17 protein-coding genes and 1 tRNA gene are annotated in these 15,192 nt (G+C 69.4%); 6 read left to right on the top strand and 12 right to left on the bottom strand.

All coding sequences use genetic code 11. From position 1 onward, the window contains the following. Nucleotides 1-19: 19 nt before the first annotated feature. From recF to ACZ7P3_RS02765, 6 genes are all read left to right on the top strand, one after another. On the top strand, nucleotides 20-1,141 hold the full coding sequence (gene recF / locus ACZ7P3_RS02790; RefSeq protein WP_472078568.1) for a DNA replication/repair protein RecF: 1,122 nt from the start codon (nucleotides 20-22) through the stop codon (nucleotides 1,139-1,141). Continuing rightward, the gene (locus tag ACZ7P3_RS02785; protein WP_472078567.1) at nucleotides 1,138-1,737 is read left to right on the top strand and encodes a DciA family protein; all 600 of its coding nucleotides are present in this window, start codon (nucleotides 1,138-1,140) and stop codon (nucleotides 1,735-1,737) included. Before recF ends, ACZ7P3_RS02785 begins: the two co-directional genes overlap by 4 nt. Before the next feature lie 411 nt (nucleotides 1,738-2,148). Then, nucleotides 2,149-4,206 carry a DNA topoisomerase (ATP-hydrolyzing) subunit B gene (gyrB, locus tag ACZ7P3_RS02780; protein ID WP_472078566.1) on the top strand — a complete coding sequence of 686 codons (2,058 nt, stop codon included), beginning with the start codon at nucleotides 2,149-2,151 and terminating at the stop codon, nucleotides 4,204-4,206. A gap of 42 nt (nucleotides 4,207-4,248) precedes the next feature. Beyond that, nucleotides 4,249-6,846 (top strand): DNA gyrase subunit A, encoded by a 2,598-nt coding sequence (gene gyrA / locus ACZ7P3_RS02775; RefSeq protein WP_472078565.1) that lies wholly within the window; start codon nucleotides 4,249-4,251, stop codon nucleotides 6,844-6,846. Between the two features lie 18 nt (nucleotides 6,847-6,864). Beyond that, nucleotides 6,865-7,602, top strand: coding sequence for a DUF3566 domain-containing protein (locus ACZ7P3_RS02770; protein WP_472078564.1), 738 nt, complete (start codon nucleotides 6,865-6,867; stop codon nucleotides 7,600-7,602). 112 nt (nucleotides 7,603-7,714) lie between these two features. Beyond that, nucleotides 7,715-7,788: transfer RNA gene (locus tag ACZ7P3_RS02765), tRNA-Ile, on the top strand. A gap of 81 nt (nucleotides 7,789-7,869) precedes the next feature. Here the strand turns inward: ACZ7P3_RS02765 and ACZ7P3_RS02760 are convergent. From ACZ7P3_RS02760 to ACZ7P3_RS02705, 12 genes are all read right to left on the bottom strand, one after another. Then, nucleotides 7,870-9,027, bottom strand: coding sequence for a tyrosine-type recombinase/integrase (locus ACZ7P3_RS02760; RefSeq protein WP_472078563.1), 1,158 nt, complete (start codon nucleotides 9,025-9,027; stop codon nucleotides 7,870-7,872). Then, nucleotides 9,027-9,215, bottom strand: a complete 189-nt coding sequence (locus ACZ7P3_RS02755; protein ID WP_472078562.1) for a helix-turn-helix domain-containing protein — start codon at nucleotides 9,213-9,215, stop codon at nucleotides 9,027-9,029. Before ACZ7P3_RS02755 ends, ACZ7P3_RS02760 begins: the two co-directional genes overlap by 1 nt. After that, nucleotides 9,212-10,606, bottom strand: coding sequence for a replication initiator protein RepSA (gene repSA, locus ACZ7P3_RS02750; RefSeq protein WP_472078561.1), 1,395 nt, complete (start codon nucleotides 10,604-10,606; stop codon nucleotides 9,212-9,214). Before repSA ends, ACZ7P3_RS02755 begins: the two co-directional genes overlap by 4 nt. Further along, nucleotides 10,603-10,782 (bottom strand): hypothetical protein, encoded by a 180-nt coding sequence (locus ACZ7P3_RS02745; protein ID WP_472078560.1) that lies wholly within the window; start codon nucleotides 10,780-10,782, stop codon nucleotides 10,603-10,605. The genes repSA and ACZ7P3_RS02745 overlap by 4 nt, the downstream gene beginning before the upstream one ends. A gap of 94 nt (nucleotides 10,783-10,876) precedes the next feature. Next, entirely contained in the window at nucleotides 10,877-11,422 is a 546-nt protein-coding gene (locus ACZ7P3_RS02740) for a GGDEF domain-containing protein (protein ID WP_472078559.1), read from the bottom strand. Between the two features lie 5 nt (nucleotides 11,423-11,427). Further along, nucleotides 11,428-11,733 (bottom strand): SpdD protein, encoded by a 306-nt coding sequence (locus ACZ7P3_RS02735; protein WP_472078558.1) that lies wholly within the window; start codon nucleotides 11,731-11,733, stop codon nucleotides 11,428-11,430. Between the two features lie 23 nt (nucleotides 11,734-11,756). Continuing rightward, nucleotides 11,757-11,915 (bottom strand): hypothetical protein, encoded by a 159-nt coding sequence (locus ACZ7P3_RS02730; protein ID WP_472078557.1) that lies wholly within the window; start codon nucleotides 11,913-11,915, stop codon nucleotides 11,757-11,759. Between the two features lie 14 nt (nucleotides 11,916-11,929). Continuing rightward, on the bottom strand, nucleotides 11,930-12,118 hold the full coding sequence (locus tag ACZ7P3_RS02725; protein WP_388758263.1) for a mobile element transfer protein: 189 nt from the start codon (nucleotides 12,116-12,118) through the stop codon (nucleotides 11,930-11,932). Between the two features lie 19 nt (nucleotides 12,119-12,137). Then, nucleotides 12,138-12,806 carry a DUF2637 domain-containing protein gene (locus ACZ7P3_RS02720; RefSeq protein WP_472078556.1) on the bottom strand — a complete coding sequence of 223 codons (669 nt, stop codon included), beginning with the start codon at nucleotides 12,804-12,806 and terminating at the stop codon, nucleotides 12,138-12,140. Further along, on the bottom strand, nucleotides 12,806-13,288 hold the full coding sequence (locus tag ACZ7P3_RS02715; RefSeq protein ID WP_472078555.1) for a hypothetical protein: 483 nt from the start codon (nucleotides 13,286-13,288) through the stop codon (nucleotides 12,806-12,808). The genes ACZ7P3_RS02720 and ACZ7P3_RS02715 overlap by 1 nt, the downstream gene beginning before the upstream one ends. 82 nt (nucleotides 13,289-13,370) lie before the next feature. Then, entirely contained in the window at nucleotides 13,371-14,711 is a 1,341-nt protein-coding gene (locus ACZ7P3_RS02710; protein WP_472078554.1) for an FtsK/SpoIIIE domain-containing protein, read from the bottom strand. 2 nt (nucleotides 14,712-14,713) lie between these two features. Next, nucleotides 14,714-15,043 (bottom strand): SCO3933 family regulatory protein, encoded by a 330-nt coding sequence (locus tag ACZ7P3_RS02705; protein WP_472078553.1) that lies wholly within the window; start codon nucleotides 15,041-15,043, stop codon nucleotides 14,714-14,716. Nucleotides 15,044-15,192 lie beyond the last annotated feature (149 nt).

The following is a 15,192-nucleotide window of genomic DNA, read 5'->3' as shown; positions in this document are numbered from 1 at the left end:
GGGAGGTCGGCGCACGACCATGCACGTCACGCATCTTTCGCTGGCCGACTTCCGTTCCTACGCCCGGGTCGAGGTCCCGCTCGACCCGGGCGTCACCGCCTTCGTCGGCCCCAACGGCCAGGGCAAGACCAACCTGGTCGAGGCGATCGGCTACCTCTCCACCCTCGGCAGCCACCGGGTCGCCTCGGACGCTCCCCTGGTCCGTATGGGCGCCGAGCGCGCGATCGTCCGGGCGCAGGTCAGACAGGGCGAGCGGCAGCAGCTGATCGAGCTGGAGCTGAACCCGGGCCGGGCGAACCGCGCCCGCATCAACCGCTCCTCGCAGGTCAGACCGAGGGACGTGCTGGGGATCGTACGCACCGTGCTCTTCGCGCCCGAGGACCTCGCGCTGGTCAAGGGCGATCCCGGGGAGCGCCGCCGGTTCCTGGACGAGCTGGTCACCGCGCGCTCCCCGCGCATGGCGGGCGTGCGTTCCGACTACGAGCGGGTGCTCAAGCAGCGCAACACGCTCCTGAAGACCGCCGCCCTCGCACGTCGGCACGGCGGCCGCTCCCTGGACCTGTCCACGCTCGACGTGTGGGACCAGCACCTCGCGCGCGCGGGCGCCGAGCTGCTCGCCCAGCGCCTGGACCTGATCGCCGCGCTGCAGCCGCTGGCCGACAAGGCGTACGAGCAGCTGGCCCCCGGCGGCGGCCCGCTCGCGCTGGAGTACAAGCCGTCCGCGCCCGGCGACGCCCACACGCGCGAGGACCTCTACGCCCAGCTGACGGCCGCCCTCACGGAGGCGCGCAAGCAGGAGATCGAGCGGGGCGTCACCCTCGTGGGCCCGCACCGGGACGATCTGACGCTCAAACTCGGTCAGCTGCCCGCCAAGGGATACGCCTCCCACGGCGAGTCCTGGTCCTACGCCCTCGCCCTGCGCCTGGCCTCGTACGACCTGCTGCGCGCGGAGGGCAACGAGCCGGTGCTGATCCTGGACGACGTCTTCGCGGAACTGGACGCCCGCCGCCGTGACCGGCTGGCCGAGCTGGTCGCGCCCGGCGAGCAGGTGCTGGTCACCGCCGCTGTGGACGACGACGTACCGCATGTGCTGGCCGGCGCCCGGTACGCGGTGGCCGACGGGACGGTGGAGCGCGTATGAGCACCGGCGATCCCGCCCCGAAGAACCCGGACGCCCCGAAGAGCCCGAAGAGTCCCAAGGGCTCGAAGGGCTCGGACGACCAGAAGAAATCTCCGGAGTCCTCCGGTGTCGACCTCGCGCGCGTGGCGCTGCGTGCCGCGAAGGAGCAGGCACGCGCGCGCGGGGACGCGGCGCGGCAGAAGAAGCAGGCACGGCGCGGCGGCGGTCTGCGCTCCGGTGCGCGCGCCGACGGACGCGACCCGATGGCGCTCGGCGCCGCGATCAACCGGCTGATCAACGAGCGCGGCTGGGAGACCCCGGCGGCGGTGGGCGGCGTCATGGGCCGCTGGCCGCAGATCGTCGGCGAGGACCTGGCCAAGCACTGCGTGCCGCAGCGCTACGACGAGGACGAGCGTGTGCTGTCCGTGCAGTGCGACTCGACGGCATGGGCGACCCAGCTGCGCCTGCTCGCCCCGACGCTGGTCGCGCGCCTCAACGAGGACCTCGGGCACGGCACGGTCCGGCTGCTCAAGGTCAACGGTCCCGGCGGCCCCGCCCGGCGTTACGGCCCCCTGCGGGCGCCGGGGAGCACGGGTCCCGGCGATACCTACGGGTGACGTACCTCACGTCATTCGGCCGACGCGCGGTGCCGGCGCACCCCTTGCCGTACGCCCTTCTCCAGGCGTGGATCCCGAGCTGACCCCCCAGTAGCCAAGGGTTGACGGCCCGAAGCGCTGAGTGGCGCTGTGAGCCGCTTGGAGCCCCCTTCCACATATCGGGACCCGGTCGAGACCGGTTGAGGGCGGCACATGAGGACTCAGGTACCGGCAAACCCCCATCACTGTCGGCGCTACCGGTAGACTGGAAGCCGATCCCGCCCCAATCGTGGGGACCGCCCGGGAAAAGCTGAGCAACGCTGATCAAGGCTTACCAACGCAACATGCCGCAGCCGCTCCGGCACCCCTCCACCAGAGGGGGCACCCCCAGGAGCCCGGCTCGTGCTGTGCCAGTGCCAGAAAGGGCGCTTCGTGGCCGATTCCGGCAACCCCAACGAGAACATCCCGTCCACCGACGCCGGCGTGAACGGCGAGGCCACCGCCTCTGCCGCAGGCTCTGCCTCTTACGACGCCAGTGCCATCACCGTGCTCGAAGGGCTGGACGCGGTCCGCAAGCGGCCCGGCATGTACATCGGCTCCACCGGTGAGCGCGGTCTGCACCACCTGGTGTACGAGGTCGTCGACAACTCGGTCGACGAGGCGCTGGCCGGCTACGCGGACACCATCGACGTGACGATCCTCGCCGACGGCGGCGTGCGCGTCGTCGACAACGGCCGTGGCATCCCGGTGGGCATCGTGGCCTCCGAGGGCAAGCCGGCCGTCGAGGTCGTGCTGACCGTGCTGCACGCGGGCGGCAAATTCGGCGGCGGCGGTTACGCCGTCTCCGGCGGTCTGCACGGTGTGGGCGTGTCCGTCGTGAACGCCCTGTCCATGAAGGTCGCCGTCGAGATCAGGACCGACGGATACCGCTGGACGCAGGACTACAAGCTGGGCGTCCCGACGGCCCCGCTGGTCCAGCACGAGGCGACCGACGAGACCGGCACCTCGGTGACTTTCTGGGCCGACCCGGACATCTTCGAGACCACCGAGTACTCCTTCGAGACGCTCTCGCGGCGCTTCCAGGAGATGGCGTTCCTCAACAAGGGTTTGACGATCAAACTCACTGACGAGCGCGAGTCGGCGAAGGCCACGGCCGGGGCGGACGAGGCGGGTGCGGACGAGAAGGACGAGGTCAAGACCGTCACGTACCACTACGAGGGCGGCATCGTCGACTTCGTGAAGTACCTCAACTCCCGCAAGGGAGAGGCGGTGCACCCCACCGTCATCGACCTGGAGGCCGAGGACAAGGACAAGAGCCTGTCCCTCGAGGTCGCGATGCAGTGGAACAGCGGCTACAGCGAGGGTGTGTACTCGTTCGCCAACATCATCCACACCCACGAGGGCGGTACGCACGAAGAGGGCTTCCGCGCGGCCCTCACCAGCCTGATCAACAAGTACGCGCGCGACAAGAAGCTGCTGCGCGAGAAGGACGACAACCTCACCGGTGACGACATCCGCGAGGGTCTGACCGCGATCATCTCGGTCAAGCTGAGCGAGCCGCAGTTCGAGGGCCAGACGAAGACCAAGCTGGGCAACACGGAGGCCAAGACCTTCGTGCAGAAGGCGGTCTACGAGCACCTCAACGACTGGCTGGACCGCTACCCGGTCGAGGCCGCGGACATCGTCCGCAAGGGCATCCAGGCGGCCACCGCGCGCGTGGCGGCCCGCAAGGCCCGCGACCTGACCCGGCGCAAGGGCCTGCTCGAGACGGCGTCCCTGCCGGGCAAGCTGTCGGACTGCCAGTCCAACGACCCCACCAAGTGCGAGATCTTCATCGTCGAGGGTGACTCCGCCGGCGGCTCGGCCAAGTCCGGCCGCAACCCGCAGTACCAGGCGATCCTCCCGATCCGCGGCAAGATCCTCAATGTCGAGAAGGCCCGGATCGACAAGATCCTGCAGAACCAGGAGATCCAGGCGCTGATCTCCGCGTTCGGCACGGGTGTGCACGAGGACTTCGACATCGAGAAGCTCCGCTATCACAAGATCATCCTGATGGCGGACGCCGACGTCGACGGCCAGCACATCAACACCCTGCTGCTGACGTTCCTGTTCCGCTTCATGCGGCCGCTGGTCGAGGCCGGGCACGTGTTCCTGTCCCGTCCCCCGCTGTACAAGATCAAGTGGGGCCGGGACGAGGTCGAGTACGCGTACTCCGACCGCGAGCGCGACGCGCTGCTGGAGATGGGCCGTCAGCGCGGCAAGCGCGTCAAGGAGGACTCGATCCAGCGCTTCAAGGGTCTCGGCGAGATGAACGCCGAGGAGCTGCGCGTGACCACCATGGACATCGAGCACCGCGTCCTCGGCCAGGTCACCCTGGACGACGCCGCCCAGGCCGACGACCTGTTCTCGGTCCTCATGGGCGAGGACGTCGAGGCCCGCCGCCAGTTCATCCAGCGCAACGCCAAGGACGTCCGCTTCCTCGACATCTGAGTCGGTCTCAGCTGACCGCATCAGGAAGGATCTTCACCAGCAATGGCCGACGAGAACACTCCAGTGACGCCCGAGGGCTCCGAGGGCGACACCACCGTGCGCATCGAGCCCGTCGGGCTCGAGACCGAGATGCAGCGCTCGTACCTGGACTACGCGATGTCCGTCATCGTGTCCCGTGCGCTGCCCGACGTCCGGGACGGCCTCAAGCCCGTCCACCGCCGTGTGCTGTACGCGATGTACGACGGCGGCTACCGCCCCGAGCGCGGCTTCTACAAGTGCGCCCGTGTCGTCGGCGACGTCATGGGCAACTACCACCCGCACGGCGACTCCTCGATCTACGACGCCCTGGTGCGCCTCGCCCAGCCGTGGTCGATGCGGATGCCGCTGGTGGACTCCAACGGCAACTTCGGCTCCCCGGGCAACGACCCGGCGGCGGCCATGCGCTACACCGAGTGCAAGATGGCGCCGCTGTCGATGGAGATGGTCCGCGACATCGACGAGGAGACCGTCGACTTCACGGACAACTACGACGGCCGCTCCCAGGAGCCGACCGTCCTGCCCTCCCGCTTCCCGAACCTGCTGATCAACGGCTCGGCCGGTATCGCGGTCGGCATGGCGACCAACATCCCGCCGCACAACCTGCGCGAGGTCGCGGCCGGCGCCCAGTGGTACCTGGAGAACCCCGAGGCCAGCCACGAGGAGCTGCTGGACGCGCTGATCGAGCGCATCAAGGGCCCGGACTTCCCGACCGGCGCCCTGGTGGTGGGCCGCAAGGGCATCGAGGAGGCGTACCGCACCGGCCGCGGCTCCATCACGATGCGTGCGGTGGTCGAGGTCGAGGAGATCCAGAACCGCCAGTGCCTGGTGGTCACCGAGCTGCCGTACCAGACCAACCCGGACAACCTGGCGCAGAAGATCGCCGACCTGGTCAAGGACGGCAAGATCGGCGGCATCGCGGACGTCCGCGACGAGACGTCGTCCCGTACCGGCCAGCGCCTGGTGATCGTCCTCAAGCGGGACGCGGTCGCCAAGGTCGTGCTGAACAACCTGTACAAGCACACCGACCTGCAGTCGAACTTCGGCGCCAACATGCTGGCGCTGGTCGACGGCGTGCCGCGCACGCTGTCCCTGGACGCGTTCATCCGCCACTGGGTGACGCACCAGATCGAGGTCATCGTCCGCCGGACGCGCTTCCGGCTGCGCAAGGCCGAGGAGCGCGCCCACATCCTGCGCGGTCTGCTGAAGGCCCTGGACGCCATCGACGAGGTCATCGCGCTGATCCGGCGCAGTGACACCGTCGAGATCGCGCGCACCGGCCTGATGGGGCTCCTGGAGATCGACGAGATCCAGGCCAACGCCATCCTCGAGATGCAGCTGCGGCGCCTGGCCGCCCTGGAGCGCCAGAAGATCGTCCAGGAGCACGACGAGCTCCAGGCGAAGATCACCGAGTACAACGAGATCCTGGCCTCGCCGGTCCGTCAGCGCGGGATCGTCAGTGCCGAGCTCGCCGCCATCGTGGAGAAGTTCGGCGACGACCGCAAGACCATGCTGGTGCCCTACGACGGTGACATGTCCATCGAGGACCTGATCGCCGAGGAGGACATCGTCGTCACGGTCTCGCGCGGCGGTTACGTCAAGCGGACCAAGACCGTCGACTACCGGGCGCAGAAGCGCGGCGGCAAGGGCGTGCGCGGCACGAAGCTGAAGGAAGACGACATCGTCGACCACTTCTTCGTCTCCACCACGCACCACTGGCTGCTGTTCTTCACCAACAAGGGCCGGGTCTACCGGGCCAAGGCGTACGAGCTTCCGGACGCCGGCCGGGACGCGCGCGGCCAGCACGTGGCGAACCTGCTCGCGTTCCAGCCGGACGAGGCGATCGCCGAGATCCTCGCGATCCGTGACTACGAGGCGGCGCCCTACCTGGTCCTGGCCACCAAGGCCGGTCTGGTCAAGAAGACGCCTCTGAAGGATTACGATTCGCCCCGCTCCGGCGGTGTCATCGCGATCAACCTGCGCGAGCGCGAGGACGGTTCGGACGACGAGCTGATCGGTGCCGAGCTGGTCTCGGCCGACGACGATCTCGTTCTGATCAGCAAGAAGGCACAGTCGATCAGGTTCACCGCCTCGGACGACACCCTGCGCCCGATGGGCCGCGCCACCTCCGGCGTCAAGGGGATGAGTTTCCGCGAGGGCGACGAGCTTCTCTCGATGAATGTTGTTCGACCCGGTACGTTCGTGTTCACTGCGACGGACGGCGGGTACGCGAAGCGGACCGCCGTCGACGAGTACCGCGTCCAGGGTCGCGGCGGCCTCGGCATCAAGGCCGCCAAGATCGTGGAGGACCGTGGTTCTCTCGTCGGCGCGCTGATTGTCGAGGAGAACGACGAGATCCTCGCCATCACCCTGTCCGGCGGTGTGATTCGTACGCGAGTCAACGAGGTCAGGGAGACGGGCCGTGACACCATGGGCGTCCAACTGATCAACCTGGGCAAGCGCGATGCCGTGGTCGGTATCGCACGTAACGCCGAGGCGGGGCGCGAGGCGGAGGAAGTCGACGGCGACGTGGCCGTGGACGAGATCGCCGAGGATGCCGCGACCACCGGCACGGACGAGGGTGAGGCGCCCTCGGCCGAGTAGCACGAGGAGTGAGTCATCGTGAGCGGAGCCACGGGCGCCGGATCGGCCGGTACCTCCACGGGTACGGAAACGGGCGGCGGCCGTGGCTCCGCCACGAGCGCCAAGGGTGCGGGTGACCCGCACACGACCCAGCTGCGCAAGATCGACGCGGGCAAGGGCGGCTCGTCCTCGACCGACACACAAGGATCCCAGGGGGGAACTGTGACGGACACCCGCGGCGCGCAGACCCAGCCCGGCCCGGCCGAGGGGCAGCAGGCCTCTCCGCTGCCCGGGGAGCGGCGCACCGAGCAGTCCGCCGGGCCCTACCACCCGCCGCAGGCCTATCCGGCGCAGGCCCCGGCCGGCGCCGTACGCCGGCCGCGCACCGGCGCGAAGACCGCGCCGCGCACCCGCAAGGCCCGGCTGCGCGTCGCCAAGGCCGACCCGTGGTCGGTCATGAAGGTCAGCTTCCTGCTCTCCATCGCGCTGGGCATCTGCACGGTCGTCGCCTCGGCGGTGCTGTGGATGGTCATGGACGCGATGGGCGTGTTCTCGACGGTCGGCGGCACCATCTCGGAGGCGACCGGCTCCAACGAGGCGAACGGCTTCGACCTCCAGGCCTTCCTCTCCCTGCCGCACGTTCTGACGTTCACGTCGATCATCGCGGTCATCGACGTCGTCCTCGCGACGGCGCTCGCCACCCTCGGCGCGTTCATCTACAACCTGTCCGCGGGCTTCGTGGGCGGCATCGAGCTGACGCTGGCCGAGGACGAGTGAACCCGCCTGCCGCCTTGCGTTGACGGTCCCCCGGGAACCGATTTTGGGACTGCCGCCCTCGTGCGCTAATCTTCAGGAGTCAGCGCGCGGGACATACACCGCAGAGCGCGGCGGGGCTATAGCTCAGTTGGTTAGAGCGCATCCCTGATAAGGATGAGGCCACAGGTTCAAATCCTGTTAGCCCCACATGCGAAAAGACCCCCAGGTGATCAAGCCCGGGGGTCTTTGACATCTACGGCTGACATCAACGGCTATGAATTGCGACGATCATCCGATAAGCGGGTCTTCCAGAAGTTCGGCCAGCATCCCGACAGCTTCCCTTTCGCTGTCACCCACCACGTGCGTGTAGACGTCCATGGTCATGCTGATCTGGCTGTGCCGGAGGATCGCCTGAGCGACCTTGGGATGCACCTTCAGGAAGGCGAGCAGGGTGCCGCAGGTGTGCCGGGCGAGCCGGACCGTGATGCGGCGGACGCCGGCGCGCTTCACGAGCCGCTCGAAGGTCCGGGAGAAACCGACCGGGTCGATCATGCCGCCATGCTCCGAGGAGAAGATCAGGTCATGGTCCGGCGCCTGCGACCAGTGCTCACCAGCGATCTTCCGTTCCAGCTCTTGCAGCTCACGCCGCTCTTCCAGGGCACGGGCGCAGAACTCAGGCAGGGGCAGCACGGCCTGTGAGGACTCCGTCTTGAGATCCTTGAGGACCAGGCCGACGCCCTTGACCCGCTGTACCTGCTTGACCGGGGTGAACTGGTGAGCCTCGAAGTCGATGTCCTGCCAGCGCAGGCCCAGGACTTCGCTCCGGCGGAGGCCCAGGACGAGCACCAGGATGCAGGCCGCGTAGAGGCGATGAGCACGGGTCGAGCGGAGGAACGTGATCGCTTCACGGGCGTTCCACGCCTTGCCCTTGTCCTTGGTGACCTTGGGCATGTCGACCAGAAGCGCGACATTGCGCGTCAGTAGCTCCTCACGGATGGCCCGGTTGAGGGCGTTGCGGAGGACGCGGAGCACCTCGAAACGTGTCGAGGCACCGACCTCCTCACGCTTCAGCGCGGCCATGAAGGTGCGGACCTGCGCTGGTGTGAGCTTGACCAACGGCTTCTTGGCGAGATGCGGCAGCAGGTAGAGCCTGATCTTCGACTCGTACTTGACGTATGTGTTGTGCTCGCGCTCCGGCTTGACGATGTGCTCCAGCCAGTACGTCAGCCACTCGCCGAGCGTCCACGAGCGGGAGGGCACCGGGATGCCGTTGCGCTCCTGGTCCTGGAGCTTGCCGAGCTTCTCGTTCGCTTCGTCCCAGGTGGCGCCGTAGACATACTTCCGGACCCGGTGGCCGTCGGTGTCGGTGACGTAGGCGGCGCCCTGGTACCGGCCGTCCTTGCGCTTTGTGATCGTTCCCCCGCCGTTGGGGCGACGCTTGGCCATCAGGCGGCCTCTCCGATCCGACCGTTGATGAAGTCCCGCACCGCGTCGGTCGGGATACGACGGCAGCCGTCGACTTTGATGGACACCAGCCGGTGAGTGCGGATCAGGTCGTAGACCTTGGTACGACCGACCTTGAGCCGGACCATGACCTCCGGCACGGTGAGCAGCTCGGGGGCGGCGGTGGTCATGCGGCGGCTCCTTCCAGGTCGAGCAGGGCGGGTAGTTCTTCGCGGGCGAGTTCGCGGTTTTGCTGGATGTCGCGGCGGATGTTGGCGGCGAGCCAGGATTCGCCGAGGGTGTGGCCGTGGCCGGCGTAGGTCCAGTGGGCGAGGGTGAGCGTGGTGGCCTCGGCCTCGTCGTCGGAGTCGGGCAGGCCGAGGGCGGCGCGTTGCTGGGCGGCGCGGTAGTCGGCGCGGACCTGGCGGAGGGCGCCGAGGGTGGTGGAGTAGCGGCGGGACTTGGTGGAGAAGTGGCCGCGGAAGCCGAGCATGTGGGCCCAGTTCTGGAGCTTGCGGTCCGGGTAGAGCGGGTGCAGGTCGAGGCAGGCCTCGATGAGTCGCCGCGGGTGGTCGGGGACGCCGAGCAGAGTCAGGGCCTCTTTGTTGCCGATGCGGCGGTCGACGGTGCCGGTTGTCTCGGCAGCTTTGGTGGCGTACTTGGCGACGTAGGAGGCGACGGCCTGTTCGGTGATCTCCTCGCCGTTGCCGAAGGCCCGGATCGGGCGCACGTCGAGCTGTGTTCCCCACGTGAGGGTGCGGGCGGGCTGGTCTCCGGCCGGGTCGACGTCGACGGTTGCGCGGGCGGCTGCGGCGCGGATCGCGTCGGTGAGCAGGTCGAAGGTGGCCCAGGCCGGGGGCGGACTGTCGGGTCCGTCGGGACCGTCGAAGCGGATGACGGCGTGGAAGTGGACGGCGCCGCGTTTCTGGTACTCGGCGACCTTGCCGAAGGAGACGCGGGACTGTTCGCGGGCGGCTTTCTGGGTGAGGCCGGCGCGGCGGGCGATCTCGCGGCGAAGGTAGATCGTGAAGTAGCGCCACAGGTCGGAGGCGTGGTTGTTCCACAGCACCGCAGCCGCGTAGTCGTACGTCTCGGGGTCGAGCGGGGTGCCGAGTTCGGCCGCGTCCTCCTGGTGGTGGGTGCCGCAGCGGCAGGGACGGTTGCCGGGCCGGTTGTGGACCGGGCCGAACGAGGGGGCGGTGAGGGTAGCGAAGACGCGGGGGTGGTCCCGGATGGTGTGCGGGGTGCCCTTGTCGGGGTCGCCGACGAGGCCGGCGCGGATGAGGTGGTAGGTGTCTCCGGCGTAGGTCCAGGCGCAGGAGGGACAGCGGGAGGCACGGCGGTTGCCGCAGGCGAGGCGGAGTCGGCCGCCGGGTTCGCTGTCCGTGGAGTACGAGTGGAGAACCTGCCTGGTGGTGCGGTCGCGGGTGACGGTGGCGCCCGTCAGGTGGATCGGGTCGGAGCAGCCGCCGGTACGGCGGAGCTGTTCCTGAAGGCGGTCGAAGCCGGTGGACCCGGCCAGCCTCAGCACGTCGGCGAGGGTGGCCGGGTCCAGGCCCGCCATGGTGGCGGTGTCGGTCACGCGGTCACCTGCTGCTTGCGCGTGGTGCGAGCGGCGCCGGTGCCCTTGCACGTCGGGCAGACGGCGGTGAGGGTGGCGCGGGTGCCGTCGGTGTTGCGGGTGCCGGTGGTGATCGCGGCGGTGGAGAAGCCGTCGCAGTCGCGGCAGATGGGCCTGTTCGAGGCGGGCTGGGGCATGATGAGGCTTCCCTTTCGGGTCCGTTGGATCAGGAAGGTGGGAAGGCGCCCGGAGCGGACGAAGTTTGGCGACCGAGGCCGCTCCGGGGGCCGCTTAGCGTGTGTTGCGCCTGCCGTGGCCCTTGGCCGCGTACATCGCGGAGTCGGCGGCGGAGAGAGCGTCGGTGAGGGTCGCGATTGCCAGCTCGGGGCGGTGGCTGAAGCCGACCGAGGCCGAGACCGGCAGGGCGTGTCCGTTGTGGTCGACCGGGCGGTCCAAGGAGTCCTGCAGGGCGTGGAGGCCGGTCGTGTGGCCGGGGTGGGTGACGATCGCGGCGAACTCGTCTCCGCCGAGGCGGGCGGCGATGCCGTTGCGTCCGCACCAGGTGCTCAGGCGGCGGGCGGTCGCGGCGAGTACGTCGTCTCCGGCGGCGTGGCCGTGGGTGTCGTTGATCGCCTTGAAGTCGTCCAGGTCGACCAGGAGCACCAGGGCGCCGGGGTGTTTGGCGAGCAGGCGTTCGGCGCGGGCCGTCCATCCGTCGCGGGTGTGCAGCCCGGTGAGGGGGTCGCGGCGGGCGGTGGCCAGGCGGCGCAGGAGTACTCCGCCGTGGATGGTCCAGCCGAGGGCCGGTAAGCCCGCGGCGATCAGGTTCGTGTCCATGCCGGTCACCGACCGTTGTTCAGGTCTTTGATGAGCAGGCGCAGGACGACGGCGACCAGGGCGACGGAGGCGCCGGTGATGGCGACCGCCAGCAGCAGCGAGACCAGGACCGCGCCGATGACGAGGACCACGGCACCGCCGCCGGCGGCGAGGGCGAGCGCGCTGCCGGGGGTGAGCTGGACAGTGGGCCGGTTCAAGGCCGGGGCGACCGGGGCAGGGGCCGCCTGCACGGGGGCCGGGGCGGTGGTCTGCGGCTGGATGGCGGCCTGGGCTGGGGCGGTGTCCTGGGGCGGGTACTTCGGGGTGAGCATGAGCCTTGTCCCTTCGGGGTGGGTTACTTGTCGATGGCGGAGGCGACGACGGGGCCGAGGACGCTGTGGGCGACGAGGTAGCCGCCGATGAGGAGAGCGGCCACGAGCCACCACGGCGGGCGGGCGAGCTTGACGCCGAGGTAGCCGACGGCGAGCAGGGCGAGCCAGAGCGGAACGTTCATGACGAGCTGTCCTCCTAGGCCTTGCAGCGGTGGGTGCGGGCGGCGAGTTCGGCGGCTGAGCGGTCGGGGTAGTCGGCGGAGAAGCCGCAGCCGGGGGCGGTGCAGGCGGCGGTGTGCTTCTCACGCCCGCGGCCGTCGAAGTACGTGGCGACCTGGACGGGGCCGATGCGGATCACGTCGCGGAAGCGGCGGTAGACGGTCACGGCGAATCCCCCTTTGGGGTCAGGCGAGTTGGAGTTGATCGGTGATGGCGCGGGTCATGTCCTCGGGCAGGCCGAGGCGGGCGGAGAGCGTGCCGGCGGGCATCGGGGACCCGGTGGAGGCCCGGTGCGCGTCGGCGAGCTTGCGGGCGTGATCCAGCAGAGCCACCGGGACGACCGGGGCAGGAACCGCGGGCTTCACAGGTGTCGGTTCCGGCGCCGAAGCCAGTTCCGGAGCCGGAGCGGGCGCGGGTTCGTCGGCGCGGTGGACCTCGACGTCCAGCGCGGTCGGTTCTTCGGCTTCCGGCTCAGCGGGAGGCGGAGCCGGGGTGGTGGGCGAGTGGACGAGCAGGGTGCCGCCGAGGAAGGCCAGGGCGGGCCAGCCAGCCACGAGGATCCGCAGCCAGGAAGGCACCTGGTGCAGGTCGAGGAGTCCGGCGGTGGCGATGTTGGCGCCGAGCGAGGCACCCAGGGCGATGACGAACCAGGTCCAGGCCGAGCGGTCCCGCCGGGCGGTCCGCAGTCGGCGCCAGGCGGCGACCAACAGCAGATCGACGGAGACCGGATAGGCCCAGGCCTTCCACCCGGACTGGCCGGCCGCCCCGGCCAAGTCGTGCAGGTGGGCGAAAGACAGCGCACCCGCGATGACGGCCTGGATGAGAACGGCGTCCGGGCGCAGTCGGGACGCCATCACTGCACCCTGGGGCGGCCGTTGGCTTCGGCGATGGCCGTCAGGACCAAGTCGAGGTTGGCCGCGTCCAGACCGCTGACCGCATCCCCGAGCGGGACCCGGGCGGCCGGGTGGGCGAGGGAGGCGGCCAGCGCCAGGATGCGCAGCTCCCCGCTGGAGGCCGGCAACTCCTTCGCGCCCAAGGCCTCGACGACCTTGACCCAGTCCACGCCGTACGGCGAGGGGGCAGGGCCGGAGTAGTCGATGAGCAGCAGCCCGGGCCGTTCGGCCAGGCGGTTGATCCAGAGGCCGTGGGCGACCAGGAGGCCGATCGCGGCCCGCTGGGCGGGGACGCCGTCCGCCGTGGCCGTCAGGGTGTCGGCCAGCTGGTCAGCGTCGATCGTCACCGCGCCGTTGTCGGTGTCGTACCAGGGGCAGTCGCGTTCGTCGTGGTCGACGCCGGTTTCCTCGCCGTCGACGTCGCCGCAGTACTCGCAGAACATCGGGGGTTCCCTTCGGAATCAGGCATGGAGGGGGTAGGGACGTGGCGCGAAGGACGGTCGCGCCGACCGTGGAAGGGGGGTGTTACTCGGTGACTGGTCGCGGCTTGAGCAGCGACGGGCTGTCCGCCGGCGCCTTGGCGGGCACGTAGGAGCGGAAGGGGTCGAGGAACGGAAGGTCCGGGACCAGGTGGGCGAAGTCCCGGCAGACAGCGATCACTTCGTCTCGTGTGATGGCCGGGGTGCGGATCTTCGACCAGCCGCCGGAGGTGTCCGCCGCGACGGCGGTACCGGGGCGGTCCATCTGGATCAGACTCGCGGCCGGTACAGCGTCCGGGGCGACGTCGGCGAGCCCCATTTCGGCGGTCTGCTTGTCGTTGACGCGGTGCACGACACGGCCCGTGAGCTGAGCGCGGAGCATGGTGGCGCCCTTGCCCAGGTCGGACCCGAAACGCTGACCGCAGACCTCCAGGTAGATCCCGACCGCGCGAGCCATCTGCGCCAGCCGGATCAACGCGGTCACGATCCGCTCCCGCCGCTCCTCATCCTTCTTCGAGGAGATCAGGAACAGTTCCGCGACCTCGTCCACCAGAACGACCACGGGCACCGGCCGCAGGCGTTCGGGCAGTTCCCAGATGTCGGACGCGCCCTGCTTGCTCAGCAGGTCGAAGCGATCCTCCATCTCCGCCACGAGGCCGCCGAACAGGGAGGCAGCGTCGTCCGGGGTGGTGACCAGAGCCGACAGACGCGGCGCATAGCCGGACTGTTCCACACCGCGCTTGCAGTCCACTCCAACCAGGGCGATCCTCAGTTGGGCCAGGCCCTTTATGAGATTGCGCTGATACATGGACTTGCCGGACTGGTTCGCACCCAGGGTGAGCGCCATCGGCGCTTTGCGGTAGTCGCGCTCGAAGGCGGTCCCGTCCTCACGCAAGGCGACCGGCACGATCATGTCGTGCGGCACGGCCTTACGGGGCATCCGGACCCGACGCAGCACGTCATACCCGGTCATCCGCAGTTCCACGAAGCCCGGCTTGGTCTCTGCCACGGTCACCGAGTGCACGCCCCAGGCGTGACGCAGCCGTTCCGAGGCAGCCGCAACGTCGGCGGGCTCCAGGCCGGCCGGAAGCCGAAGCGTCACCCGCAGCCCGGTCGACGTTCCCCGCACCCGGCGGATCTTCGGCGGGACCGGCTGCACCTCACGACGTGCCAGGTTCCGCGTCACGAACGCCCGCAGACCCGACGGCCGCACCGTCAGCCCGCACACGTCCATCGTGGACCGGTACGAGAACCCGAACCGCGTCAGCGTCACCGGCAGACCCACCAGCGCCCAGTACGCACGCGGCGCCCGGACCTTCGCGTAGCCGACACCACCGACGGCCGCCAGGCCCCCTGCGGTCTCCAGCCACATCGTCAGGTCGGTCATGGTCAGGCCGCCGGGGTGATCGCGATGGCGCGGAACGAGATGCCGTGACGCTTCTGGCCGTTGAACTCGTTCTCCCAGTCCCGCGCCTTCAGGCCCGTGACGCGCACCGGCATGCCCGGCGCCAGACCCTCCGGGTAGCCCGTCTCGGGAACGGTCACCTGGTAGAGGTTGCCCTCTCCCTCGTCCGAGACCAGCAGGCCCACGGTCGACAGGTCCGCACCGGTCTCCCGGTCCACGGCCCGCTCACCGGTCTTCTTGTTGGCCATCTTGGGTTCGGGGGCGGTCGCAACGAACACCACGGCGGTCGAGAGGTCGATCTTGAAGGACGGCATCAGTACTCCCTGCGTTGACGTCGGGGCAGCCCAGAGAAGGGCTTCCATTCCTCGCTGTCCTAGGACTGTGAGCGACAAGAGAGATATTGCACCGCAGTCCTAGGACTGTCAACAGTCCTAGGACTATGTGCTTCACTAGACCCTGTCGA

The sequence above is a fragment of the Streptomyces sp. NPDC107581 genome (assembly GCF_055657175.1).
The sequence above is the reverse complement of the archived record's forward strand: the minus strand, read 5'-3'. Positions and strand labels throughout refer to the sequence as shown.

Excerpts from the sequence above, each read along its gene's own strand:
- ACZ7P3_RS02760 (WP_472078563.1), bottom strand. The coding sequence starts at position 9,027 with ATGGCCAAGCGTCGCCCCAACGGCGGGGGAACGATCACAAAGCGCAAG.
- ACZ7P3_RS02785 (WP_472078567.1), top strand. The coding sequence starts at position 1,138 with ATGAGCACCGGCGATCCCGCCCCGAAGAACCCGGACGCCCCGAAGAGC.
- ACZ7P3_RS02730 (WP_472078557.1), bottom strand. The coding sequence starts at position 11,915 with ATGAACGTTCCGCTCTGGCTCGCCCTGCTCGCCGTCGGCTACCTCGGC.
- ACZ7P3_RS02715 (WP_472078555.1), bottom strand. The coding sequence starts at position 13,288 with ATGTTCTGCGAGTACTGCGGCGACGTCGACGGCGAGGAAACCGGCGTC.
- ACZ7P3_RS02755 (WP_472078562.1), bottom strand. The coding sequence starts at position 9,215 with ATGACCACCGCCGCCCCCGAGCTGCTCACCGTGCCGGAGGTCATGGTC.
- ACZ7P3_RS02745 (WP_472078560.1), bottom strand. The coding sequence starts at position 10,782 with ATGCCCCAGCCCGCCTCGAACAGGCCCATCTGCCGCGACTGCGACGGC.
- ACZ7P3_RS02740 (WP_472078559.1), bottom strand. The coding sequence starts at position 11,422 with ATGGACACGAACCTGATCGCCGCGGGCTTACCGGCCCTCGGCTGGACC.
- gyrA (WP_472078565.1), top strand. The coding sequence starts at position 4,249 with ATGGCCGACGAGAACACTCCAGTGACGCCCGAGGGCTCCGAGGGCGAC.
- recF (WP_472078568.1), top strand. The coding sequence starts at position 20 with ATGCACGTCACGCATCTTTCGCTGGCCGACTTCCGTTCCTACGCCCGG.
- ACZ7P3_RS02710 (WP_472078554.1), bottom strand. The coding sequence starts at position 14,711 with ATGACCGACCTGACGATGTGGCTGGAGACCGCAGGGGGCCTGGCGGCC.
- ACZ7P3_RS02720 (WP_472078556.1), bottom strand. The coding sequence starts at position 12,806 with ATGGCGTCCCGACTGCGCCCGGACGCCGTTCTCATCCAGGCCGTCATC.
- ACZ7P3_RS02705 (WP_472078553.1), bottom strand. The coding sequence starts at position 15,043 with ATGCCGTCCTTCAAGATCGACCTCTCGACCGCCGTGGTGTTCGTTGCG.
- ACZ7P3_RS02735 (WP_472078558.1), bottom strand. The coding sequence starts at position 11,733 with ATGCTCACCCCGAAGTACCCGCCCCAGGACACCGCCCCAGCCCAGGCC.